The sequence below is a fragment of the Staphylococcus sp. Z5-21 genome, from assembly GCF_056529615.1.
On the sequence record NZ_CP096462.1, the window covers coordinates 1,827,087 to 1,852,926 of the forward strand.

Here is a 25,840-nt window from a genome sequence, read left to right on the forward strand (position 1 = left end):
TTAGAATCGTTAGTTTATTATAAAACCTAGCATAGTTTTATATAATAACATTACCAAATTATTATTATAAATTCAATTCGTTGCACCCACGACATGACAATATTCAGAGAATTTTAGCTAATTTGTGAAAACGCTATAGTTTTAAACAAGTTCTTTCACAACTTTTTCACATTTTTGAATATGTTCATCTCCAATTTTTTTCATAAAGTAATAACTAATTGATGCTGAAATAGCCTGCCCCACAACCGGGAACCATTTCGTTTGTTTCGCAGCTACACGTTTTGCAACATCTCTAACGACAACTTTTAATATCGCATTCGATATTTTTTTACCGATAAATTGACTACCTTGAATCGCCGCGGCAGCTAAGACACGCTCTTTCATATCGTCGCCCATGTTATTCACTTGTTTATGATCTAAGCCATAAATTTTATTAACATCTTCAATAATATCTCTCATCAATTTAATATCGACACCAAAATCTAAACCAGGTATTGGCACAATACTGATACTTGATGATAAAACAGATTTTTTTCTAACTAGTGCCTGTGCACGTTTACGTCGTTCTTCAATTTCTATATTTGTGGTAGGTATATTACTTTTTTGTTTGATATCTTCAATTTTTAATACTTTATTACCAACTTTTTGTGTAACATTATTTGTGATTTTATTTTTAAAACCCATTTTATTCACTCCTTAGTAAATTACTTCGTATTAAAAAGAATACCCTTTTTTCATAATTTTACTTTATTTTTACAAAAACAGCCTTTAAATATTTAGAAGGTTTATAGTGTGGATGTGTTTTGAAATCTTTTGGCAAGCCCATTACATCTACAATTTCATAATCTACTTCTTCTTCTGTTAATGTTTGATTGATTACATTTTTGAATGATTTCAAAGAAAACGTACTATTATTTGTGCATAACAGTAATGTACCGTCAGGCCCTAATATTTCAAGTGCACCTTTAATTAATTTATCGTAATCTTTTAATACCGAAAAAGTTTTTTTCTTGTTTCTAGCAAAACTTGGTGGATCAATAACAATCGTATCGTAAAACAAGTCATGACGACGCGCATAATTAAAATAATCAAAAGTGTCCATTACATAAATATATTGTGACTTAGGATCAATACCATTCAAGCCAAAATTTTCTTCTGTAAGTGCACGTGATCGGTTTGCTAAATCTACGCTTGTTGTCATTGTTGCGTTTTCGGCAGCTATAACAGAAAATGCACCCGTATAACTAAATACATTTAATATTTCTTTATCTTCAGCATAATGATCTTTTAATTTTTTTCGTACTTCTTTTTGATCTAAAAATATGCCTGTCATAGGTCCATCATTTAAATCTACATTATAGAATGTGAAATTTTCTTCAATAATAATTGGAAACTCAGGTGCTTCACCATCAACAAATCCACCTTGAATTTCTGCGTCTTTAAATCTCATTTTTTCAAATATAGACGTATATTCGAATACATTTTCTAACGCTGATAACACATTATAACGGAATTTATAAATGCCTTTTGAATACCATTGGATTAAGAAATGACCATCATAGTTATCTATGGTTAAACCACCTATACCATCGCCTTCACCATTAAAAACACGAAAAGCATTCGTCCCATCAATATTATAGAAATATTCACGTTCAGCTTTGGCATTTTTAAATAATGTTTCAAAAAATTGTGTGTTAATGACTTCATCTTTGTCATAGCTCAATACCCAGCCAACGCCTTTATGCTGTCTACCAACATAAGCAGTAGCTATATATTGATCTCTATCGTTCATTAAATAAAATAGGTCTCCCTCTTTTAAATGATCGTGTGCATAAATATCTTCTTCATCTACTAATGGGTATTCATTTAAATATTTCGTTTCTTTTCCTCTATTTAACGTGGCAATTTTCATAAATTTATGTCAGCCTTTCTACTTTTATTTATATTTATTATTTACTTATTCATTTTATCATCTCATTAACATCGTAACATCAATTATCTACAATTCACCAAAATATTATATCTGAAACTTCATAAGTATTTTTATAGAAATTTAATTTTTCAATAAAGATTGGGTCGCCTCACCTTATCAAATATAGTGAATGACATCAGCCGATGCTCATGAATAAGTGCGACTAATCCACATAAAATGTGAAAGAAATTCTATTTAGAAGTTATGTTTCACCTTTACTTTCAAATAAAAAAAGCCTGAGACAATGCCATGTCCCAGACTTCTTCCTTGTTTCTATTAAAATAATTAATATTTAGTTGGTTCACGTAACTTCATAACAAATGCTACAAATATAGCCAATAGCATAATGATTAAAATTGGTGTGATAAAGATGGATAATAATAATCCGTGAACCATAATGTTCATAAACTCAGTCAGTAATTTAAAGAATAATAAACTAACCATAAACATTTGCAGATAATAGAACCTATCTTTTAAGAAATTCGTTAATGTTGTCAATATATAAATAATGATAATAATCATTAAAAAGAATAGCGTAATCCATTCTATCACATATTGTGTTTGGGAAATTTCCCAATTACCTGAAACAAAAAGTGAATTCCTATTGTTAAATTCAATTAAAGTAAAGAATAATAAGATTGCTCCACAGAACAACTCTACATATGCAGGTTTAATCCATTTAGGTTTTTTCATCCAATTTGGAATATCATCCTCTTGAATATCGATAATTTCTTTCCATTTAGCAATAAATTTATCTTTTTTATCTCTAGCTTTTTGAATATCAACACTTCTGCGCGTTTTACGTGTAAATTCTGTTGTTTTATCTTGTAGTGTCTTCCATGTTTCTTTCGTTTGATTTGTTACTGATCCTTTGTTAGTTCTTGATAATTCTGGTTCTTCTTCCCCAAGTTCTTGTTTTGTTAAAGGAAGTGATCTTCTTAAAAATAAGAAGTTCCAAATAGACATTTGTCCAAGTAACCACATGATAATAAAGAATGTGTTAACACTCAAAATATCAATAGGAATGATTTCATCGCTTTCAATTCTTCCGTATAAAACAATTTGCGTTATTAAGTAACTTATCCCATAACTGAAAATAATCCATAAATAATGATATTTTCTATGTTCTGTATTTAACTCGTCCTTATAAACGATATAACCAATATGAATTGCAAATGGTATTACGAAAATAATAGCAAAAAAGCTATAAACTTGAGTCATCAATATCAGTGTTATAATGAAAAAAAGAATACCAATAACTAAAAAGAATACTGAAATATCATAGTCATATCTTGTCGTTCTATATAAAGTAAAGCCAATCATAATGACACCAATACCAAATAAAGCAATAATGATGGCACTAATTATCGGGAAATTACCTATGTAATTACTCATTACTCTAATTATTTCACCAAAAAATGCATTTATAAAATCCCATACATTATGAATGTGCAAATCAATTTTACCTTTACCATTTAATTTATTAATTAATGGTAAATTAATTAAAATGATAAGACCTGTGAAAAGCGAAACGATGCCTATAACATAACTATATAATATCTCAGCGTGTTTCTTCAAAAAAGACATACCATTCACCTCAAAAGTTATTATATATGAACATTTAGTTCTTGTCTTTAATTATCTAATAAATAAGTCCATAGTATGATATAAAATGACTTATAGTCAAATTTCCACTTACAATTCATGTTTAAACAATTTTATAAATTTAACTTATTAAGTACATTATCGATGCATTATTTAGATTATCCATTAATTAACATTAATCTCATATCAAACTATTGTAATTATATTGAAGTGTTTATATTTTATTCAATTGTGGTACATACTAAATATAGATAATCTTAACTATGAAGGAGTGCTTTAATTATGAGTAAAGAAGAATTAAATAAAGAAGCAGCTGAAAAAGCTAAAAAAGCAGAGGATAAATTAAAAGAAGAAAAAGAATCTGCAAAAGATAACACTGAAGAAACTAAACAAAATATTCAAGATACTTTAGACTAGTATAGATACTTGGTATTAATAGTAATTCAATATAAATGTAAATCCGATATGGGAGTGCGACATCAAATCTTATCAAAATGAGGTTTGTGTCCACTCCTATTTTTTAATGGTTTTATAATTTGATTACGTGTAATAAACTTAAATAACAACGTTTGTCCTTAAAATAATCACTCTATTAACCAACAATTTTTTAGCATAACCTTGACATAAACGTCGAAAAGTCATACATTATAATTAAATTTAAATAAATCATTCGCACTAGGGGTGTTTTGTGACTGAGATGAGGTATACCCTCAAACCCTTTGAACCTGATCTAGATTAAACTAGCGTAGGAAAGTGTATTGCGATATCACTGAGTAACTTTGGTATCCGTATGCCTATATAAAAACGCGCAACTTTCTAGAAGGTTGTGCGTTTTTTATATTAGGAGGAACAATGATGTCAAAAGGTTTAAAACTATCCGAAATACTTGTAACTGTGCTTATCGCAGTTGTTTTCGCCATTATTTATAATGTTTGGAATTTTGTCTATAAAGCTGTACAGGTAACTGGACTTCATTTTGAAGAACTCACTTATGGTGCCTGGTTTATGGCAGCAGTCGTAGCTTATCTCATAATTCCAAAAGCCGGTATTGCTGTGCTTGCAGAATTTGCTGCAGGTGCTGGTGAAACAATTGTAATGGGTCGTTTTGATATTGCAACGATGGTCTATGCATTATTACAAGGCTTAGCTTGCGAAATTATATTTGCTATTTTTCGATATAAATCACGTTCAGCAATGGTTGCAATGCTAGCAGGATTTTTAGCTTCAGTTGCAACACTACCTTTAGATTTTGCCTATGGTTATCTAGGAGAAGTCGCGGGTTGGAATCTTGCTTTATACATCATATTTAGATTAATTAGCGGTATTATCGTTGCCGGTCTCTTATCTTATTATATTGTTAAAGCACTTGACCAAACTGGTGTAACAAAATTATTCAGACCAGCAACCCAGAGTGATTATGACAATCTATAAGGAGTAATAATGTTGATAGCTACTAAAAATTTACGCTTGAAATATCCAAATGGTCAAAAAAAAATATTCGACAATTTGTCTATTCAAATAAAAGATAAAGAAAAAGTATTATTATTAGGTCCTTCTGGCTCAGGTAAAAGTACTTTATTAAACGTACTTAGCGGCATTGTGCCAAACTTGATAGGTTTGCCGTTAAAATATGATGCTTTAGAAGTCGATCCTTCAAGTGGTGTCATATTCCAAGATCCAGATACTCAATTTTGTATGCCTAAAGTTTATGAAGAGCTTGCATTTGTACTAGAAAATCAACAAGTTCCTCGGGAAGAAATGGATCATCGTATTGAGGAAGCGCTAATGACAGTTGGATTAAACGTGGACAAAAATCAATATATTAATGAATTAAGTGGCGGTATGAAACAAAAACTTGCGATTGCTGAGACAATTTTACAACAAGCAACGACACTATTTTTAGATGAACCTACCGCGATGTTAGATGTAGAGTCAACTGCTGATTTATGGCAAAAAATTCAATCATTGTGGCGAGACCAAACTGTACTTATAGTAGAACACAAAGTCGAACATATATGGCAACATGTCGATCGTGTCGTTTTAATGAATTATGATGGTGCTATCATTGCAGATGCCCCACCTTCTCAAATTTTAAATGATTATGAAGCGCTATTAACTGAATATGGTGTTTGGCATCCAAAAGCTTGGCATTCTGCACCAAAAGCGCTAAACTTTTCAGATTCTGATTCATCTCATTTTAATTTCCAAATTCAAGATGCAGTTATTAAACGTGGAAAGCAGCAACTCATTAACATTCCTAAGTTAAATGTCAATGCGGGAGAATGGATATCCATTACCGGGTCCAATGGTTCAGGTAAAACTTCACTGCTCGAATCAATGATGCAATTAATTAAATATGAAGGTCAGATGTACATCAATCATCATATTTACACTAAAATTAAATCTGCAGCAAAATCTATGTATCTTGTGTATCAAAATCCCGAATTACAATTTATAACAAATTCTGTATACGACGAAATTCATATACAAAACAAAAACAAATTTAATTCAACGGATGAAGCTAAACAGCAAACTGAATCATTATTAAAAACGCTTAACTTAACATCAGTACAAATGCAACACCCTTATGAATTATCTATGGGACAAAAGCGACGTTTAAGTGTTGCCATTGCTTTAAGTGCTTCTTCTGATTTAATTTTACTTGATGAACCTACATTTGGACTTGATAGTCACAATACATTTAACCTAATTAAGCTGTTTCAACAGAGAATTAAACAAGGACAAACCATTATCATGGTTACACATGACCCAGAAATTATTGCACGTTACCCAACTCGAAGACTACATCTCGAACATCACCATTTAATAGAAAAGACAGGTGATACATATGTTTGATATGTGGAAAAAACACCATTCCTTTATCGATGATGTAAATATCATTACTAAATTAGGGATTGCTGTTATATTATTCTTCTTTGTCATATTTGTTCATCAATTCGATTATATGTTTTATATTACGTGCTTAATGCTTGCCCTATTATTAATATTCAATGGCTTGCAATTTAAAATAACCTTAGTATTTATCACTTTTACAATAATTTTCAGTTTAGTGTCCGCATTATTCATGATTTTTTATGGTGATGGGACGCACTTACTATTCAAATTTGGGTTTATCCAAATAACAACTGAAAGTTTGTATCGTGGCTTACATTTAGCAATGCGTACAACAACGGTTTCATTTTTTGGAATCTTAATTGCTTTTACTTCACAAATCGTTCTTGTATTTTATAGTTTAATGCAACATTTAAAAGTAAAACCCAAAGTAGCATATGCCTTTATGGCGGCAATACGCATGGTGCCATTAATGTTTATGTCTTTTTTACAATTAAGAAAATCATTAAAAATACGTTATCAATTAATAAGTGCCCAAAATTATCGAGGTATAAAAAGAGTCAAGCACCTCATCATTCCGTTATTAAGTCAAAACATCAGGAAGGCACATCAGCTTTCAGTAGCAATGGAAAAAAAAGGCTTCAAAGATGGGCCTCGAACATATTATTATCATGCACCTTTCTCGTATAAAGATATTCTATTAATTATAGTTATGGGACTCATATTAATAAGTGCCTATTACTTATCACTATATTTTCCAATAACTGGAATCGACGATGTCCGTACAACAAGTATTTATTAAAAAAGTTCAACTAACTTTTCGAAATCATTTTTATCCAAAAAATAAAAGCGATGGAACAAAACCTAAACCAGTTTGTTCCATCGCTTTTTTTGCTATTTTTGTTTTATCGCTTTGTCACTGATGTCAGAACGATAAAATAATGCATTACTTTGAATTTGGTCAACCGCTTCATAAGCATTAGCTTTAGCTTCACTAATGTCGCTACCTTCGCCTAAAGCGAGAATAACACGACCTCCTGAAGTTACGTAATGTTGATCAACTTTATTTAAACCACTTACAAAGTATCTTCCATCTAATGTAAACCCTGAAACGACCTCACCTTTATTATAAGTACCTGGATAGCCTTTAGACGCAAGCATAACCCCTACAACCGCATCTTTTTTCCACTTAAATTGAATCGGTTGCTTCGCCTCTAAATCTAAAATGTGTTGCATCAAATCACTTTCCATTCGAGTCAACAACACTTGCGCTTCTGGATCTCCAAACCTTGCATTAAACTCAATCACCTTAGGACCCTCTTTTGTTATAATTGCGCCTATATATAGCACACCAAAAAATGAATAGCCCTCTTTCGCCATTGCTTGTGCAATTGGCTGAGCAATTTCTTTATTTGTACGTTCTATCATACCCTTATCAATATGAGGTACCGGACAGTATGCTCCCATACCACCAGTATTAGGACCTTCATCATTGTCAAACGCACGTTTATGATCTTGCGCAATACAATCAAATGGCACAGCATAATCTTGATTAACAAATGTCATAAGTGAAAATTCCTCACCTTCAAGAAATTGTTCAAATACAACTGTGCCTTTTTCTTCAGAATATAAAATATCTATTCCTTCACGTGCTTCATCGATATTATTAGCAATAATAACACCTTTACCTGCGGCTAATCCATCTTTTTTCAGTACAATTGGAAATTCACATGTGTCAATATAGGCTAATGCATCTGTTTTGTTATTTGTTTCTTTGTAAGCTGCAGTTGGAATGTCATACTTTTCCATGAGTTGTTTTGCAAATAATTTTGAACCTTCAATTTGTGCTGCAGCTTGATTTGGACCAAATACTTTTATATTTTCTGTTTGCAATTTATCGGTTAATCCTTCGGTTAATGGCTGTTCAGGTCCAATAATTACCCATGAAACATTCTGTGTCTTAGCAAAATCTACAATTTTTTCATGATTCGCTTCATCTATATCTTTATGTACTGTCGCTATATTTTTCATAGCGTCATTGCCTGGTATCACATGAATTTCATTAATAAGTGGAGACTGTTTTAATTTAAATGCTAATACATGCTCTCTACCACCTGCACCAATTACGAGTACTTTCATAAGCTACATTTCCTCCAATATTAATTAATGTTTAAAATGTCTTACGCCTGTTGTAACCATTGCAATACCATGTTTATTTGCCATATCAATAGATTCTTGATCTTTGATAGAACCACCTGGTTGAATAATTGCTTTAATACCAGAATTTGCAGCTAATTCTACCGTGTCATCCATAGGGAAGAAACCATCTGAAACCATAGCAACGTCATCGTTTATTTCAATCGCTCTTTCAATTGCAATTTGAGCAGAACCTACTCTATTCATTTGACCTGCACCAATACCCACTGTTTGTTTTGCATTACTTAAGATAACAGCATTACTTTTAACTGATGCAACAACTTTCCATCCAAGAAGCATAGCATCCCATTGCGCTTCTGTTGGCTCAACTTCTGTAACGACTGTCATGTCTTCTCTATTTAATTTGACATTATCTTTATCTTGTACAAGATAACCTCCTGATACAGAGACAAGTTCTTGTTCACTATTATCAATTGTCATATCAGTCTCTAAAAGCCTAATATTTTTCTTTTTACCTAACACTTCTAGAGCTTCTTGTGTAAATTTTGGTGCAATAACAACTTCTAAAAAGATACCATGCAATACTTCTGCCAATGATTTTTCTACAGTTCTATTCAAAGCAACAATACCACCAAAAATAGACTGATTATCTGCATCGAAAGCATGTTTATATGCCTCATCAATTGTTTCAGCAACGCCCACGCCACATGGATTCATATGCTTAACAGCAACAGCAGCAGGTTGTTCAAATTGTTTCACCAATGATAACGCTGCATCCGCATCTTTGATATTGTTATAGCTTAATTGCTTGCCATGTAATTGTTTGGCACCTGCTAAAGTATGTTTGGCATCAGATGTTCTAACAAAATAAGCTGATTGTTGTGGATTTTCACCATAACGTAAACTTTCCTTATTATCTTTAAAATAGTCTACAATCGCTACGTCATATTCATTTGTATGTTCAAATACTTTAATCATAAGTGATTTGCGATAAGCTTCATCTAATGTGCCATTTTTCAATTTATCAATCACTTCATTATAATCAGCAGGATGTACAACGGTGATAACATGTTTGAAGTTCTTTGCTGCAGCACGCAGCATCGTTGGTCCACCGATATCAATGTTTTCAATTGCATCTTCTTCTGTCACATTAGGGTTTGCAACCGTTTCTTTAAATGGATATAAATTGACAACTACCATATCTATTAAATCAATACCTTGTGCTTGCAGTTGTTCTAAATGTTCAGGTTTATCTCTATCAGCTAAAATACCGCCGTGTACAGATGGATGTAATGTTTTAACTCTGCCATCCATAATTTCTTCAAACTCTGTCAACTCTGAAATCGACTTCACAGGTAACCCGGCATTGGCTAATTCACGCATTGTTCCGCCCGTTGAATATAATTCATAATTTTGCTCTATTAATGATTGACCAAAGGTTACAATACCTGCTTTATTAGACACACTTAATATTGCTTTCTTCATTTAAATTAGCACCTCTTATTGAATGATTTTTGATATGACTTCTGGATATAATTCATGCTCTATTGCTTTAATTCTTTCTTCAAGATCAGATTTATTATCGTCCGGATAAATATCACATTGACGTTGTTCAATAATTTCTCCCGTATCCATACCACTGTCAACATAATGTACTGTTGAACCAGTTATTGTATCGCCACTTGCTAGCGCTTGTCCTATAGCATCTTTCCCTTTATATTTTGGTAATAATGAAGGGTGAATATTTAAAATGCGTTTATCATAAGCTCTTAAAATATTTTCACCTATTAATTTCATATAGCCAGCTAGAACAATCCACTCTACTTTTTCAGACGTTAACCATTCTATAATTTTACGTTCATAATCCGCTTTAGAATCAAAATTTTTCAATTCATTAATATGAACATCTAAATGATATTTGCGCGCGCGTTCAATACAATATGCATTTACTTGATCTGTATAAAGTGAGGTTACTTCAATATTTGGTAGTTCCCCTTGTTTGATTTTAGACATAATACTTTCAAAATTACTTCCAGAACCAGAAGCAAATATAGCTATTTTGGTCAATTTTATACCCCCGTTAATTGGATTGGTTCGTTGCCTTTAACAGTTTCACCAATTTTATATGCCTTGATATTTTGACCTTTAAGTATTTCTAATGTTGATTCAACTTGGTTTTTATCAACGACTAAAGTAAAGCCAATACCCATGTTAAAAATGTTATACATTTCATCAGTTGAGATGTTTCCTTGTTCCTGTAACCAATCAAATATAGCTGGCGTAGGAAATTGCGTGACATCAATCTTGGCTGTTATCCCCTCAGGTAAGGCTCTAGGTATATTTTCATAAAAACCGCCCCCTGTAATATGGGTCATGGCATATATCTTAATAGATGATTTAACAGCTAACACGGGTTTTACATATAAACGTGTGGGTTTCAAAAAAGCATCTAAAAATGTCTGTTCTTGATTGAATGGTTCACTTAATTTAATACCTGATTGTTGTATTAATTTTCTAACTAAACTATAACCATTGGAATGTATGCCACTAGATTCAAGACCTATAATTGCTTGTCCAGGTTCAACAGATGAGCCATCAATATAGTCATCCTTTTCTACTGCACCTACTGCGAAGCCTGCTAAATCATATTCACCCTCGTGATACATTTCTCCCATTTCAGCTGTTTCTCCACCGATTAAAGCTGTATTGGTCTCTTCACAGCCATCACTTACCCCTTTGACAATTTGCTCAATGACTTCAGGAACGACTTTATTAGTTGCAATATAATCTAAAAAGTAAAGTGGTTCTGCACCTGTAGTTAAAATATCATTGACACACATTGCGACAACATCTATACCAATCGTGTCATGTTTATCGTTATCGATGGCTAATTTTAATTTTGTACCTACACCATCTGTACCTGATACAAGTAAAGGTGCTTTCATATTCAACTGTGACAAATCAAACGTAGCACCAAAGCCACCCAATCCACCAAGTACTTCTTTGCGCATTGTTCTTTGGACATGACTTGTCATTCGTTCTACCGCTTCGTACCCTGCATTAATATCGACGCCTGCTTGTTGATATGCTTTAGACATTTAAATTACCCTCTCTATCAAAGTATTGTTGATGATTTGCTAAGTATGCTTTTTGACGTTCACTTAAATGCGCTACATAATCTTGCTCATAATCATATAAACCTGCAGGATAATCACCTGTGAAACTTTCAACACAAAGTCCACTATAAGGCGCATCGCAATCAAGTCCAATAGAATCAATTAGACCTTCGACTGTTAAATAAGCCAGTGAATCTGCTCCAATATAATCACTAATCTCCTCGGGCGATTTATTTGATGAAATAAGCTCTGCCGTTGTTGAAACATCTATGCCATAAAAACTTGGAAACATAAACTCAGGAGAAGCAATGCGTACATGAACTTCCTTAGCGCCTGCGTCTTTCAACATTTGTACTATACGTTTACTCGTAGTACCTCTGACAATCGAATCATCTACTAAGACAATATTTTTATCATAGACAATATCTTTTACAGCAGATAATTTTACGCGGACGCCTTGTTCACGTAATTCTTGTGTCGGTTGAATAAATGTTCTTGCAACATATTGATTTTTAACAAGACCCATTTCATACGGCAGTCCACTCTCTTCGGCATAACCAGATGCTGCTGAAAGTGAAGAATTAGGTACACCAATAACCATGTCCGCACTTGATGCTGGACTTTCTTTCGCTAATTGTTTACCAGACTGTTTTCTAACAGCATGTACGTTTTTACCGGCAATGGTTGAATCAGGTCTAGCAAAGTAAATATACTCCATAGCTGAAATAGCCGTCGTTGTATGACGCGTATAAGATTCGACTCTGATCCCATCATCATTGATGACTACATATTCTCCAGCATGAATATCTCTTACAAATTCAGCACCTAGGACATCGATTGCACATGTTTCACTTGCAATAATATTTGAACCATTTTTCATTTTACCAACAGCTAATGGTCGAATCGCATTAGGGTCAACTGCACCATATAAAGCGTCTTTAGTTAGTACCGCAAAAGTAAATCCGCCTTTTATTTTTCTTAAACTTTCTTGAAAAGCACCTTCAAATGTAGGTGCTTTACTTCTTCGTATCAAGTGCATGATAACTTCAGTATCTGAAGAAGAGTGAAAAATAGAGCCTTGATGTTCTAAAGATTTTTTTAGACTTTGCGCATTGATAAGATTACCATTATGACAAACTGCAACACTCATATCATAAAAATGATATAAAAACGGTTGAATATTCTCTATACCTTTATTCCCGGATGTTGCGTATCTCACATGCCCAATTGCATGTTGATATGTTTTAAATGATTCCATTTGTGTATCTGATATCGCATCTGTCAATAAACCTAAACCACGTTCACCTTTAAGCACTTCACCATTTGAACAAACGATTCCAGCACCTTCTTGACCACGATGTTGCAAACTGTGTAGTCCCATATAGGTTAATTGAGCAGATTCCGGATGATTCCATATGCCAAACACGCCACATTCTTCATTTAATCCGTTGCTGTCATACATTGAGGTATAGCTCCTTCCCATAAATCATTTAAATGTTTTACATCACGCACAATTTCGCTCTGTTCATTCGTCACTTTAAATTGTTGATCATTAGTCACTTTACCAATCTCAACAGCATGATCGCAGTTTAATGATTGACCATTTTTTACGATTACAATATAACGTCCTTGTGTTTCACTAAACAGTTGCGCATTCGTAACACTTAGTTTCGCCTGTAAACCAAGTTGGTAATGTGCACTGATACGAGCTAAAGTAAGCAATAAGCCACCTTTACCTACTGTTTGCACATGTGAAGCTACCCCTTCTCGAATTGCTTGTTTTATCGATTCACCTTTACGAACTTCTTCCGATAAATCAATGGATTCAAATTCATGATTCACTTGACCATACAACAATTTCTCAATTTGACTACCACCGAAATCGTCATTTGTATCACCAACAACATATAATGTATCTCCTACAGAAGGATTAAAATGATTAAGATAACTTATGTCATCGATGAGACCAACCATACCTACTACAGGTGTTGGGAATATAGATGTTTCTCTCGTTTCGTTATATAAAGACACATTACCCGAAACGACAGGTGTGCTTAAAATCTCACATGCTTCTGCCATACCTTTTGTTGAATCTGCTAATTGTTGATATATTTCTTTCTTCTCAGGTGAGCCATAATTTAAACAATCCGTCATAGCTAAAGGCGTTGCACCTACAGAAATTAAATTTCTATACGCTTCGGCAACAATCATTTTTCCACCTTCATATGGATTGTTAAATACATAGCGGGCTTCTCCATCAATCGTTGACGCAATAGCTTTATCAGTTCCTTCAACGCGCACAACAGAGGCTTGTAATCCTGGCTTAACTATCGTATTAGCACCTACTTGTTGATCATATTGTTCGTATAAATAACGCTTCGAAGCTATAGTTGGGTGTTGTAATAATTGATCAAATACGGATTCAACATCTACACTGCTATAGTCATTTTTAGTTTCATTGTATTCTGGCGACGTACCTTCAAGTACATAAACTGGCGCTTCATCAGATAAAGGTTGAACTGGAATATCGGCAAATACTTCATCTTCATAAGTTAATACGAAACGATCCGTGTCAGTTACTTCTCCAATTACTGCACTGTCTAACTCATGTTTATCAAAGAGGTCTAAGAATTTTTGTTCTGTTCCCTTTTCTACAACAAGCAACATACGTTCTTGAGTTTCAGATAACATCATTTCATACGGTGAAATACCTTGTTCTCTTGTAGGGACTTGTTCTAAACGTAAATGTAAGCCACTACCACCTTTAGCTGCCATTTCTGAGGATGATGATGTTAGTCCTGCAGCCCCCATGTCTTGGATACCAACGAGTTCATCAAATGTGATGGCTTCTAGCGTGGCTTCCATTAATTTTTTACCTACAAATGGATCACCAATTTGAACAGATGGTCGTTTGCTTTCACTATCTTCACTTAATTCTTCAGAAGCAAAAGTCGCACCATGAATACCATCGCGGCCAGTTTTTAAACCAACATAAATAACAGAGTTTCCAACGCCTTTAGCCGTCCCTTTTTGAACCATGTCGTGATCAATTATGCCTACACACATCGCATTGACGAGTGGGTTGCCATCATATCGATCATCAAACTCTATTTCTCCAGCAGTTGTAGGAATTCCTATACAGTTACCATAGCCACCTATACCTGCAACAACGCCACGTAAAAGTCGACGGTTTTGTTTTTCTGTCAATTCACCAAACCTTAGACTATTCAATAAATTAATTGGACGTGCACCAATAGAAACAATATCTCTAATAATGCCTCCCACACCAGTAGCTGCGCCTTGGTATGGTTCAACTGCAGAAGGGTGATTGTGTGACTCAACCTTAAACACAACCGCTTGGTTATCACCAATATCAACAACGCCTGCGCCTTCTCCTGGGCCCATTAAAACATGTTCACCTGAAGTTGGAAATTGTGTTAAAAAGGGTTTGGAATGTTTATAAGAACAGTGTTCACTCCACATAACTGAGAAAATACCAATCTCCGTAAAGTTAGGTTCACTACCTAAAATATCACAAACCTTTGCGTATTCTTCATCACTTAATCCCATATCCTTGTACAGTTGTTCAATTTTAATATCTTCAGAACTTGGTTCAATAAATTTAGACATTTTGTTCCCTCCAACTATTTACCATTGCTTGAAATAATTTTACGCCGCTATCTGTACCAAGAATTGGTTCAATAGCACGTTCCGGATGAGGCATCATACCACACACATTGCCCTGTTCATTGATAATACCTGCGATATCATTAAAAGAACCATTCGGATTATTGACATATTTTAATATAATTTGATTATTTGCCTCTAAACGATCATACATATCTTGAGTACAATAATAATGACCTTCACCATGGGCAACAGGATAAACTACAGTTTCATCCTCATTATATAAATTTGTGAATGCCGTATTATGATTTACCACACGCAATGATTCATTTCGACTCACGAATAAATGAGAATCATTATGTAGTAAAGCACCTGGAAGTAAACCAATTTCAGTTAGAATTTGAAACCCATTACACACACCAAGTACCGGTTTACCTTCTTTCGCAAATTGTTTTACTGCTTCTGTAATTGGTGCAACACTTGCCATTGCCCCAGAACGTAAATAATCACCAAAAGAAAAACCACCTGGTATCAGTACACCATCAAAACCGTCCAACGATGTATTTCTATAATCTACATATTCTGCTTCTACATCTGATTTCAATGCAGCATTATACATGTCTCTGTCGCAATTTGATCCTGGAAATTTCAGCACTGCAAATTTCATTATGCTTTCTCTCCTTCTTCCAATACTTTATAACTATATTCTTCAATAACAGTATTAGCAAAAAGTTTTTCACTTAACGTAATTACAACATTATGAACTGCTTCGTCAGTTGCTTCATCAACAGTCATATAGAGTACTTTACCAACTCTGATATCATTGACTTGCTTATATCCTAAATCATGTACAGCTCGATTTAATGCTTGTCCTTGTGTATCTAATACTTGTGGTTGTAATGTAATATGCAATTCAATTGTTTTCATTGTTAGAGTGCCTCCAATTTATTTAAAAAAGTTTGATATGTCTCGATAATTGATCCTGTATCTTCTCGATAAACATCTTTATCAAAATTTGTATCACTTTGTTTATCCCAAATTCGACATGTATCTGGAGAAATTTCATCAGCCAATAAAATTTCACCTTCATTTGTGCGTCCGAATTCAATTTTAAAATCGACTAATCTTAAATTCATTTTGTCCATTAAGTTCACTAATACTTCATTAATTTCTGTTGCTGCTTCTTTTAATTTTTCAATTTCACCATCATCAGCAATTTGAAGTAGTTTAATATGGTCTTCAGTGATAAGGGGGTCGTTCAAATCATCATTCTTGTAGAAAAATTCAACTAATGGTGTTTCAAATGTATGTCCTTTTTCAAAACCTAGTCTTTTTGTAATTGAGCCTGCTGCAATATTTCTAACTACAACTTCTAAAGGAATGATTTCAACCGAATTAACTAATTGTTCCGTTTCAGATATTTGCTCAATAAAATGACTATTCAAGCCTTTAGCTTTCAAATAATTAAATATACGAGAGGTAATTTGGTTATTTAAGCGCCCTTTCCCTTCAATGAAGTCTTTTTTAGCACCATTTCCAGCTGTCACTTCATCTTTATATTCAACTCGTAATACATCAGACGTTCCTGTTGAAAAAATTCTTTTAGCCTTTCCTTCATATAACAAAGACATATATTTATCTCCCTTCAAATTGTTTAAGCAACTTTTGTTCAGTTTCATTTATATCATTAGTTAACACCGTTAAATGTCCCATCTTACGATTAAATTTACGTTCGTTTTTGCCATAGATATGGACATGCCATTCAGGGTGTTCTGCGAATTGATCTTCTAATAAATCTAAATCTCTGCCTAATAAGTTCATCATAATCGCCGGTATCAATAGTGTTACTTGTTGTGGTAATTGTTGTCCTGTTATCGCCTTAATATGTGTATCAAATTGAGAATATTCGCAAGCTTCAATTGAATAATGTCCGGAATTATGTGGTCTAGGCGCAATTTCATTTACATATAATTGATTCTGTTGATCTATAAAAAATTCAACTGTAAATGTGCCTATAAAATGTATGGCTTTAATTATTTTATTTACTTCATTACGCGCTTCTTGCTCTTTATTATCTTGTACTCGCGCAGGCACGATTGTTTTAAATAGTATTTGATTTTGATGTTCATTTTCTTGTAGAGGGAAATATGTGATCTGATTGTTTGTACCGATGGTTACTGTCAAAGAAACTTCTTTACTTAAGTTTAGGTACTGTTCTGCTACACATTCTTGTGCTTGAATCAGTTGATGCGCTTCATCTAAATGAGTGGCGTCTTTAACAAGCACTTGACCTTTACCGTCATATCCACCGAAACGTGTTTTAACAATAAAAGGATATCCAATTGAATCAACCGCTTTAACTAGATCGTCATAGTCAGTTAATTGGAAGAACGGCGCTATATTACTGCCAGAATCTTGTAAAGTTTGTTTCTCCGTCAGGCGATCTTGAAGTAATTGAATCGCTTGATAGCCTTGAGGAATATTATATTTTGAAGCTAATGCTTGTAATTGATTAGCCGAGATATTTTCAAATTCGTACGTTATTACATCTGATAATGCTCCAAGTCGATCTAGTGCTATTTGGTCGTCATACGCAGCGTTGATGAACTCGTTGGCAACATACTGGCAAGGACATGATGAATCGGGATCTAACACAATCACTTTGTATCCCATTTGTTGGGCAGACTGCGCCATCATTTTGCCCAGTTGACCGCCTCCTATGATACCTATGGTTGAGCCGAATTTTAATTTACTCAAGTTCATCTTGCATATCACTCACTTTCTCAACTAAAGATTTCTCATAATTTTCCAAATTCTTTTGCACTGTTTGATTACCAATACTAAGTATTCTTGCAGCCAAGATACCCGCATTTTTAGCGCCAGCTTTACCTATTGCTGTCGTTGCTACTGGAATACCACCTGGCATTTGTACGATTGACAATAGCGAATCCATTCCTTTTAAACTTTTAGACTCAATAGGAACGCCAATTACTGGTAAAGTCGTCATTGACGCAACCATACCTGGTAAATGCGCAGCACCGCCTGCACCAGCGATAATGACATCATATCCTGCATCTCTCGCTTCTCTTGAAAATTCAAACATTAATTCAGGCGTACGATGTGCTGAAACTACTTTTTTATCATACGGAATTTCAAATTGGTCTAACATCGAACAACTTTCTTTCATTGTTTCCCAATCAGAAGAACTTCCCATAATGACTACTACTTTCAAAATGAACACCCTTTCAGAAATTTGAAATGATACTACTATTAGATGTATATTACAGATATAGCATAACAAGTAAATGATGCTTTTTCAATCAAAAATCGAACTTTAATACTTTTTTTTTGTTTAATCTACGTCTTTTGGTTGTTAATTATCCCATCATTTGTGTTAATGTTAAGTAAAGTTCAAACATTCAAGGAGGATTTTTTCATGGTCGCAAAAATTTTAGACGGGAAACAAATCGCTAAAGATTACAGACAAGGACTTAAAGATCAAGTTGAAGCTTTACAAGCTGAGGGGTATACACCAAAATTATCTGTTATTCTAGTCGGTAATGATGGTGCAAGTCAAAGTTATGTCAACTCTAAAAAGAAAGCTGCGGAAAAGATTGGAATGATTTCAGAAATTGTTCATCTCGACGAATCTACTTCTGAAGCAGACGTTTTAAACGAATTAAAACGCTTAAATGAAGATGATAGTGTGAGCGGTATATTAGTCCAAGTACCACTTCCTGATCAAGTAAGTGAACAAAAAGTATTAGAATCTATTAACCCAGCAAAAGATGTCGATGGCTTCCATCCTGAAAATATTGGTAAGCTTTATATTGATCAACAAACATTTGTACCTTGTACACCATTAGGCATCATGGAACTTTTAAATCATGCCGATATTGATTTAGAAGGAAAAGACGCTGTTGTTATCGGACGTAGTCACATTGTAGGTCAACCAGTTTCTAAATTATTACTTCAAAAAAATGCTTCCGTAACGATTCTTCATTCAAGAACTAAAGATATGAAGCGTTATTTAAAAAATGCTGACATCATTGTTAGTGCTGTGGGTCGTCCTGGATTAGTAACAAAAGAAGACGTTAAAGAAGGCGCGGTTGTAATCGATGTAGGGAATACACCTGATGAAAATGGTAAATTAAAAGGTGATATCGAATACGATGAAGTTAAAGAAGTGGCAGGTGCAATTACACCCGTACCTGGTGGCGTTGGCCCAATGACAATTACAATGGTATTAAATAACACACTTATAGCTGAAAAAATGCGTAGAGGGATTGAATAAACTCGCGAGATAAAGAATCAATTTTTTTGATATTTATATAAATAAAATGCTTTACTGCTTCATTAACAAAAAACAAGACACGTTAAGTTCAATACGACTTAACGTGTCTTGTTTTTTGTTAATTTATATTATTTCATTCAATCATATAACACTTTATACACCAACACTTAATTTAGGGATAAACGATTCGAAATGAATTTTCGTTTCATCAACTTCCATTTCTTTTAAGGTAGTGATGATAGATTGAAGGAAATTAACACCACCACAAACATAAATTTCAGTATCTTTTGTTATAAATTGATTCAAATACGATGCATCCATATAACCCATTTTATGCTTATCATAAATAATATAATCGTTATTCTCTTTACTTTCAGCTATTGCCTCTAGTTTATTTGAGAATGGTATATCTGTATCATTAATAATATTTTGAATAAATTGAATTGGCGCTTCTGACTTAGCCACTTGATTAAACATTGGAATTAAAGGTGTAACCCCGATACCGGATCCAATAAATAGCTGTGGTGACTCACTGTTGACCACGGAAAACGGACCTACTGGTGCTGATAATTGAATCGTATCGCCTTCTTTGTATTCACTATGAAGTATCGTAGACACTTCCCCTTCATGTGTTGTTGTTACATCATGTTTAACTGCAAAAGTCAGTGTTTCACTATCACCTTCTACAATTGAATAATGGCGTTTAGCACGGTATGGTAGTGACGCACTCTTCACATCGACCGTGACATATTGACCTGGTTTAAATTTACTCATGTCTATTTCATCAGATTTAACTGTAAATGCTTTGATGTCTGTAGCTACAGTTTCTATATTTTTAATTACAAATGCTTGGAAACCATCCCATGCCATTGTTTTATAAATATCTTTTTCAACTTCAATAAATACTTTAGCAATTTCTCCGTATGCTTTAGCCCAAGTGTCTAATATTGCATCATCATCCGATAATTTTAAAACATTTTGGATGGCAGCTAATAAATTTTCACCTACAATATCATAACCAGCTGGCGGCACCTGTAATGCACAATGTTTAAATGCAATTTCTTTCACAACTGGTAAAATACGTGTCAAATCATCAATATTCATCGCTGCAGCTAATACACTCTGTGCTAGCGCTGTTGATTGCAATCCTTTCTTTTGGTTTGTTTGATTAAACATATTTCTTAATTCAGGGTGTTGTGTAAACATTCTATTATAGAAAAACGATGTGATTTCTACCCCTCTTTCTTGCAATACCGGAACCGTTTCTTTAATAATCGCTTTTTCTTTTTCATTCAACATAATAAGCACTTCCATTTCTTCAAATATAGCTTTATCATTTCTACTTTATTTTATTACAAATTATAGTATTTCAAAACAAATTTGTGATAAAATTCACAAAAAGTTCATTTTACTTATTTTTAACTAAAAATTACAATTATATTTAAATAAATAAGGTATATTAGGACTATAGTATGATGTAATACACAGCGCATTACAGTATAGTATAGATAAATCAATTAAAGTCTCTTCTTGGAGGTCAATAAATGAATAAACTTATACAATCGTTATCAGCAATTGGCGTTTCTGCAACTCTTGTATCCCCAAACCTAAGTGCAGAAGCCACTGACAATTCAATTCCAGAGCTTAAAGGTACGAATGATACAATCATAGATAAAGGTGAAGAATATAATCTTTTAAATGGTGTACATGCATACGATAAAGAAGACGGCGATTTAACACATAAAATTAAAGTTGATGGTAATGTTAATATCAACCAAGCTGGAAAATACAAAATTGAGTATAAAGTGGAAGATTCAAACGGCGCATCAAGTAAATCGATACGTTATATAGAAGTTAAATAAATTAAAATTCCATACATAGCAAAAATCAAGCTAAATGATAACCTTTATCACTACTTTTTTGATAAAATCACCCTTTCGCCTTAAATATGACACTTTTCACAAAATGTACACATAATTTTAACAAATCTTTGAAAGCCCACCAGACGTTGAGTTTGTTGGGTTTCTTTTAATTTTACAATATTTTTTTTCGCACAAACACTTGTAAATATTACGTAATATCTTAAAATTGATGTTAAGCCCTACATTTGTAGTATTAGGAGGTCAAAAAAGTGTCAAAATTTAAGTCTTTGCTTCTACTCTTTGGCTCGCTAATTTTACTTAGTGGCTGTTCTAACGTAGAAGTTTTAAACCCAAAAGGGCCGATGGCAAGTGATTCGAAGTTTTTGATTATGTATTCAATTATCTTCATGCTTGTTATTATTGCCGCTGTACTTATTCTATTCACAGTTTTTCTATATAAATATAGAATTGGAAACACTGATGAATCAGGTAAGATGCACCACAATTCTTTATTAGAAACAATTTGGTTTATTATTCCAGTAATTATTGTAATTGCATTAGCTATTCCAACAGTTAATTCACTTTATAATTACGAGGAAAAACCACAGAAAGAAGACGATCCACTTGTTGTTTATGCTACAAGTGCTGGTTATAAGTGGTTCTTTAGTTATCCTGAAGAGAAAATCGAAACAGTTAACCATTTAACTATTCCGAAAGATCGCCCAGTTGTCTTCAAGCTCCAATCAATGGATATGATGACAAGTTTCTGGATTCCACAATTAGGTGGTCAAAAATATGCGATGACAGGTATGACTATGGACTGGACTTTAACAGCTAGTGAAGAAGGTACGTTCCGTGGACGTAACTCAAACTTCAATGGTGAAGGCTTCAGTCGTCAGACATTTGATGTGAATTCAGTAAGCCAAAGCAAATTCGAGGATTGGGTAAAAGATGCCAAAAAACAAAAAGTATTGGATCAAGATACATTTGATAAGCAACTTTTACCAACTACTGAAAACAAAAATTTAACTTTCAGTGGTACGCATTTAGCATTTGTTGATCCTGCAGCAGATCCTGAGTATATTTTCTATGCTTATGATCGTTATAATTTCGTTCAAAAAGATCCAAACTTTAACACTGAAGAAGAACGTACAGCAGATGTGTTAGATAAACCAGATCAACCTGCACGTAAGCCGCAAATCACAAATGCTAACTACGAACGTCATGGAATGAAAGCCATGATTTTAGGCAATAATGAACCATATGATAGTGAATTCAAAGATGAAGAATCACATAATATGGATGAAATGGAAAAAATCTCTGAAGGTGCTAAAGATGAAAAAGCATCTAAAATTGAGAAAAAAGACCATGAAAATGGAGGTGGACATTAATGAATTTTCCATGGGATCAATTACTCGTTCAAGGTAACTGGATGATAACAATGGGACAAATTGGTGCTCCTTTCGCAGTTATTGCCGTGATCGCAGTAATTAGCTATTTCAAATTATGGAAATATCTATACAGAGAATGGTTCACATCTATTGACCATAAAAAAATTGGTGCAATGTACTTAATCTGTGCGGTATTAATGTTCGTACGTGGTGGTATTGACGCGCTAATGATGCGTACGCAATTAGCCATTCCAGACAATACATTTTTAGAAGGAAACCATTATAATGAAGTCTTTAGTACGCACGGCGTAATAATGATTATCTTTATGGCTATGCCTTTCATCTTTGGTTTATGGAATGTTGTCGTACCACTACAAATTGGTGCGCGTGACGTTGCATTCCCTGTATTAAATAACGTAAGTTTCTGGTTATTCTTCTCAGGTATGATTTTATTCAACCTTTCATTTATAGTCGGAGGCTCACCTGCAGCTGGTTGGACAAACTACGCACCACTCGCAGGAGAATTCAGTCCAGGACCTGGTGTCAACTATTACTTAATAGCGATACAAATTTCCGGTATTGGTACACTGATGACTGGTATTAACTTCTTTGTTACTATACTTAGATGTAAAACACCAACAATGAAATTTATGGAAATGCCAATGTTTACGGTTACGACTTTTATTACAGCATTAATCGTTATCTTGGCTTTCCCAGTATTAACAGTTACATTAGCGCTATTTACAACTGATAGAATTTTCGACACAGCATTCTTCTCAGTTGCAAATGGTGGTATGCCAATGCTTTGGGCTAACTTCTTCTGGGTATGGGGGCACCCTGAAGTGTATATCGTTATCTTGCCAGCATTCGGTATCTACTCTGAAATTATTCCGACATTTGCACGTAAACGCCTATTCGGACATCAAAGCATGGTCTGGGCGACTGCAGGTATCGCATTCTTAAGTTTCTTAGTTTGGGTTCACCATTTCTTCACAATGGGTAATGGTGCATTAATTAACTCATTCTTCTCAATTTCAACCATGTTAATTGGTATACCAACTGGTGTTAAAATCTTTAACTGGTTGTTCACGCTTTATAAAGGTCGTGTTACCTTCGAATCTCCAATGCTATTCGCATTAGGGTTCATACCGAACTTCTTAATCGGTGGGGTAACAGGTGTTATGCTTTCAATGGCGGCAGCAGATTATCAATATCATAATACTTACTTCTTAGTAGCGCATTTCCACTATACGCTAGTAGCTGGTGTAGTATTTGCCTGTCTTGGAGCTTTAATATTCTGGTGGCCTAAGATGACTGGCTTCAAGTTAAACGAAACATTAAACAAATGGTGTTTCTGGTTATTCATGATCGGATTTAACGTTTGTTTCATACCACAATTCATCCTTGGATTAGATGGTATGCCACGTCGTTTATACACTTATATGCCAGAAGATGGTTGGTGGTTACTAAACGCAATCTCAACTGTCGGTGCCCTATTAATGGCATTAGGATTTATGTTCTTAGTTGCAAGTATCGTATACAGCTTCTTCAAAGCACCACGTGAAGCAACTGGCGACAACTGGGATGGTTTAGGACGTACTTTAGAATGGGCAACTGCTGGAGCAATGCCACCTAAATACAACTTTGCTATCACACCAGACTGGAATGACTATGATACATTTGTAGATATGAAAGAACATGGTCGTCATTATTTAGACAACCATAACTATACAGATATCCATATGCCAAATAATACTCCTGTTGGATTCTGGATGGGAATTCTCTTCACTATTGGTGGATTCTTCCTTATCTTTGAAACACTCGTTCCAGCTATTATTTGTTTAATTGGTATCTTCGCAACTATGGTTTATCGCAGTTTCCAAATCGACCATGGTTATCATATACCAGCGTCTGAAGTTGCTGAAACTGAAAAACGTTTACGTGATGCACGTATAAAAGAAAGGGAGGCTGTAAGTCATGAGTCATGATGCAAACACAATTGATCAACGTTCGCATGAAGGTAATTTAAATAAACTTGGCTTTTGGGTATTCCTTACAGCAGAATTCTCATTATTCGGTACGTTATTCGCAACATTATTAACACTTCAACACGGTGGCGATTATGCTGGAAAAATGACGACTGAATTGTTTGAATTACCATTAGTTTTAATTATGACATTTGCATTATTAATTAGTTCTTATACATGTGGTATTGCAATTTACTATATGAGAAAAGAAAAAGAAAAATTAATGCTGATTTGGATGATTATCACTGTATTACTTGGTATGGTATTCGTAGGCTTCGAGATTTATGAGTTTGCGCACTACGTACATGAAGGTGTTAATCTAACTATCGGTTCTTATTGGTCTAGTTTCTTTATTCTATTAGGAACACATGGTGCCCACGTGTCATTAGGTATTGTTTGGATTATTTGCCTATTAATTCAAGTAGCAATGCGCGGATTAAATAAAGACAATGCTCCTAAATTATTTATAGTTAGTTTATACTGGCACTTTTTAGATGTTGTATGGATTTTCATCTTCACTGCCGTATATATGATAGGGATGGTGTTTAGCGGATGAATACAATAGTAAAACATACTGTAGGTTTTATCGCCTCAATCGTTTTAACGATCTTAGCTGTATTTGTAACCTTATACACATCTATGGCACTTAATGCTAAGATTACCATCATCTTTGGTTTTGCTTTTATACAAGCTGCAGTTCAATTATTAATGTTCATGCACTTAACTGAAGGTAAAGATGGTAATTTACAAACCTTTAAAGTTTTATTTGCGATTATCATTACTTTAATTACTGTTATCGGTACTTATTGGGTAATGCAAGGTGGACACTCAAGCCACTTATAATCAATATAGACTTCTCTTCTGAGAAGCCTTAGAACAAAGAGACCCCCTACGCATTCATTTGTGTAGGGGGTCTCTTTATATATTGATTTCGTT

At 33.9% G+C, this 25,840-nt stretch carries 25 protein-coding genes and 1 riboswitch; of the genes, 10 read left to right on the forward strand and 15 right to left on the reverse strand.

Annotation, left to right across the window (positions count from 1 at the left end; all coding sequences use genetic code 11):
- Nucleotides 1-141: 141 nt before the first annotated feature.
- The 3 genes from M1D64_RS09125 to auxA all read right to left on the reverse strand — a co-directional run bounded on the left by M1D64_RS09125 (nucleotide 142) and on the right by auxA (nucleotide 3,559).
- Nucleotides 142-684: a hypothetical protein gene (locus M1D64_RS09125; protein ID WP_002483689.1), complete on the reverse strand. Its 543-nt coding sequence runs from the start codon at nucleotides 682-684 to the stop codon at nucleotides 142-144.
- A gap of 58 nt (nucleotides 685-742) precedes the next feature.
- On the reverse strand, nucleotides 743-1,912 hold the full coding sequence (locus M1D64_RS09130; protein ID WP_041079055.1) for a class I SAM-dependent rRNA methyltransferase: 1,170 nt from the start codon (nucleotides 1,910-1,912) through the stop codon (nucleotides 743-745).
- A gap of 345 nt (nucleotides 1,913-2,257) precedes the next feature.
- Nucleotides 2,258-3,559 (reverse strand): lipoteichoic acid stability factor AuxA, encoded by a 1,302-nt coding sequence (gene auxA / locus M1D64_RS09135; protein WP_002483691.1) that lies wholly within the window; start codon nucleotides 3,557-3,559, stop codon nucleotides 2,258-2,260.
- A 300-nt stretch (nucleotides 3,560-3,859) separates the two neighbouring features.
- Between auxA and graF the strand changes: the two genes are divergently transcribed.
- The 4 genes from graF (at nucleotide 3,860) to M1D64_RS09155 (ending at nucleotide 7,232) form a co-directional block, all read left to right on the forward strand.
- Nucleotides 3,860-3,994, forward strand: coding sequence for a glycopeptide resistance-associated protein GraF (gene graF, locus M1D64_RS09140; RefSeq protein WP_002483692.1), 135 nt, complete (start codon nucleotides 3,860-3,862; stop codon nucleotides 3,992-3,994).
- Nucleotides 3,995-4,244: 250 nt separating this feature from the next.
- Nucleotides 4,245-4,346, forward strand: a riboswitch (TPP riboswitch).
- Between the two features lie 86 nt (nucleotides 4,347-4,432).
- The gene (locus tag M1D64_RS09145; RefSeq protein ID WP_037538842.1) at nucleotides 4,433-5,008 is read left to right on the forward strand and encodes an ECF transporter S component; all 576 of its coding nucleotides are present in this window, start codon (nucleotides 4,433-4,435) and stop codon (nucleotides 5,006-5,008) included.
- 12 nt (nucleotides 5,009-5,020) lie between these two features.
- Nucleotides 5,021-6,433 carry an ABC transporter ATP-binding protein gene (locus tag M1D64_RS09150; protein WP_041079092.1) on the forward strand — a complete coding sequence of 471 codons (1,413 nt, stop codon included), beginning with the start codon at nucleotides 5,021-5,023 and terminating at the stop codon, nucleotides 6,431-6,433.
- A complete protein-coding gene (locus M1D64_RS09155; RefSeq protein ID WP_041079053.1) occupies nucleotides 6,426-7,232 on the forward strand; it encodes an energy-coupling factor transporter transmembrane component T family protein in 807 nt (268 codons plus the stop codon). The genes M1D64_RS09150 and M1D64_RS09155 overlap by 8 nt, the downstream gene beginning before the upstream one ends.
- Before the next feature lie 92 nt (nucleotides 7,233-7,324).
- On the opposite strand, the gene purD is transcribed toward M1D64_RS09155, so the two are convergent.
- The 11 genes from purD to purE are packed head-to-tail and all read right to left on the reverse strand — an operon-like array spanning nucleotide 7,325 to nucleotide 18,562.
- Nucleotides 7,325-8,569, reverse strand: coding sequence for a phosphoribosylamine--glycine ligase (gene purD, locus M1D64_RS09160; protein WP_041079051.1), 1,245 nt, complete (start codon nucleotides 8,567-8,569; stop codon nucleotides 7,325-7,327).
- A 24-nt stretch (nucleotides 8,570-8,593) separates the two neighbouring features.
- Nucleotides 8,594-10,072 (reverse strand): bifunctional phosphoribosylaminoimidazolecarboxamide formyltransferase/IMP cyclohydrolase, encoded by a 1,479-nt coding sequence (gene purH, locus M1D64_RS09165; protein WP_041079049.1) that lies wholly within the window; start codon nucleotides 10,070-10,072, stop codon nucleotides 8,594-8,596.
- A 15-nt stretch (nucleotides 10,073-10,087) separates the two neighbouring features.
- A complete protein-coding gene (gene purN / locus M1D64_RS09170) occupies nucleotides 10,088-10,654 on the reverse strand; it encodes a phosphoribosylglycinamide formyltransferase (RefSeq protein WP_011303433.1) in 567 nt (188 codons plus the stop codon).
- A gap of 2 nt (nucleotides 10,655-10,656) precedes the next feature.
- Nucleotides 10,657-11,685 (reverse strand): phosphoribosylformylglycinamidine cyclo-ligase, encoded by a 1,029-nt coding sequence (gene purM, locus M1D64_RS09175; protein ID WP_041079047.1) that lies wholly within the window; start codon nucleotides 11,683-11,685, stop codon nucleotides 10,657-10,659.
- Nucleotides 11,678-13,165 carry an amidophosphoribosyltransferase gene (gene purF / locus M1D64_RS09180; protein ID WP_041079046.1) on the reverse strand — a complete coding sequence of 496 codons (1,488 nt, stop codon included), beginning with the start codon at nucleotides 13,163-13,165 and terminating at the stop codon, nucleotides 11,678-11,680. The genes purM and purF overlap by 8 nt, the downstream gene beginning before the upstream one ends.
- Nucleotides 13,144-15,333: a phosphoribosylformylglycinamidine synthase subunit PurL gene (purL, locus tag M1D64_RS09185; RefSeq protein WP_069821861.1), complete on the reverse strand. Its 2,190-nt coding sequence runs from the start codon at nucleotides 15,331-15,333 to the stop codon at nucleotides 13,144-13,146. Before purL ends, purF begins: the two co-directional genes overlap by 22 nt.
- Complete coding sequence (gene purQ / locus M1D64_RS09190) at nucleotides 15,326-15,997, reverse strand: phosphoribosylformylglycinamidine synthase subunit PurQ (RefSeq protein WP_011303437.1); 672 nt, start codon at nucleotides 15,995-15,997, stop codon at nucleotides 15,326-15,328. The genes purL and purQ overlap by 8 nt, the downstream gene beginning before the upstream one ends.
- On the reverse strand, nucleotides 15,997-16,257 hold the full coding sequence (purS, locus tag M1D64_RS09195; RefSeq protein ID WP_002483703.1) for a phosphoribosylformylglycinamidine synthase subunit PurS: 261 nt from the start codon (nucleotides 16,255-16,257) through the stop codon (nucleotides 15,997-15,999). Before purS ends, purQ begins: the two co-directional genes overlap by 1 nt.
- A 2-nt stretch (nucleotides 16,258-16,259) precedes the next feature.
- Nucleotides 16,260-16,961: a phosphoribosylaminoimidazolesuccinocarboxamide synthase gene (gene purC, locus M1D64_RS09200; RefSeq protein ID WP_041079043.1), complete on the reverse strand. Its 702-nt coding sequence runs from the start codon at nucleotides 16,959-16,961 to the stop codon at nucleotides 16,260-16,262.
- A 4-nt stretch (nucleotides 16,962-16,965) separates the two neighbouring features.
- Complete coding sequence (gene purK / locus M1D64_RS09205; RefSeq protein ID WP_041079041.1) at nucleotides 16,966-18,093, reverse strand: 5-(carboxyamino)imidazole ribonucleotide synthase; 1,128 nt, start codon at nucleotides 18,091-18,093, stop codon at nucleotides 16,966-16,968.
- Nucleotides 18,080-18,562, reverse strand: a complete 483-nt coding sequence (purE, locus tag M1D64_RS09210; RefSeq protein ID WP_037538847.1) for a 5-(carboxyamino)imidazole ribonucleotide mutase — start codon at nucleotides 18,560-18,562, stop codon at nucleotides 18,080-18,082. Before purE ends, purK begins: the two co-directional genes overlap by 14 nt.
- Nucleotides 18,563-18,766: 204 nt before the next feature.
- Between purE and folD the strand changes: the two genes are divergently transcribed.
- On the forward strand, nucleotides 18,767-19,624 hold the full coding sequence (gene folD / locus M1D64_RS09215; protein WP_011303442.1) for a bifunctional methylenetetrahydrofolate dehydrogenase/methenyltetrahydrofolate cyclohydrolase FolD: 858 nt from the start codon (nucleotides 18,767-18,769) through the stop codon (nucleotides 19,622-19,624).
- Between the two features lie 153 nt (nucleotides 19,625-19,777).
- Here folD and M1D64_RS09220 read toward each other — a convergent pair whose 3' ends face one another.
- A complete protein-coding gene (locus M1D64_RS09220) occupies nucleotides 19,778-20,923 on the reverse strand; it encodes a globin domain-containing protein (RefSeq protein ID WP_041079039.1) in 1,146 nt (381 codons plus the stop codon).
- 245 nt (nucleotides 20,924-21,168) lie between these two features.
- Here M1D64_RS09220 and M1D64_RS09225 point away from each other — a divergent pair, with 245 nt between their 5' ends.
- The 5 genes from M1D64_RS09225 (at nucleotide 21,169) to qoxD (ending at nucleotide 25,747) form a co-directional block, all read left to right on the forward strand.
- Complete coding sequence (locus M1D64_RS09225) at nucleotides 21,169-21,486, forward strand: DUF5011 domain-containing protein (RefSeq protein WP_002483709.1); 318 nt, start codon at nucleotides 21,169-21,171, stop codon at nucleotides 21,484-21,486.
- 269 nt (nucleotides 21,487-21,755) lie between these two features.
- A complete protein-coding gene (qoxA, locus tag M1D64_RS09230; protein ID WP_037538850.1) occupies nucleotides 21,756-22,877 on the forward strand; it encodes a cytochrome aa3 quinol oxidase subunit II in 1,122 nt (373 codons plus the stop codon).
- The gene (qoxB, locus tag M1D64_RS09235) at nucleotides 22,877-24,865 is read left to right on the forward strand and encodes a cytochrome aa3 quinol oxidase subunit I (RefSeq protein WP_011303444.1); all 1,989 of its coding nucleotides are present in this window, start codon (nucleotides 22,877-22,879) and stop codon (nucleotides 24,863-24,865) included. Before qoxA ends, qoxB begins: the two co-directional genes overlap by 1 nt.
- Entirely contained in the window at nucleotides 24,855-25,460 is a 606-nt protein-coding gene (qoxC, locus tag M1D64_RS09240; RefSeq protein WP_002483712.1) for a cytochrome aa3 quinol oxidase subunit III, read from the forward strand. The genes qoxB and qoxC overlap by 11 nt, the downstream gene beginning before the upstream one ends.
- Nucleotides 25,457-25,747 carry a cytochrome aa3 quinol oxidase subunit IV gene (gene qoxD / locus M1D64_RS09245; RefSeq protein WP_037538855.1) on the forward strand — a complete coding sequence of 97 codons (291 nt, stop codon included), beginning with the start codon at nucleotides 25,457-25,459 and terminating at the stop codon, nucleotides 25,745-25,747. The genes qoxC and qoxD overlap by 4 nt, the downstream gene beginning before the upstream one ends.
- Nucleotides 25,748-25,840: the final 93 nt, after the last annotated feature.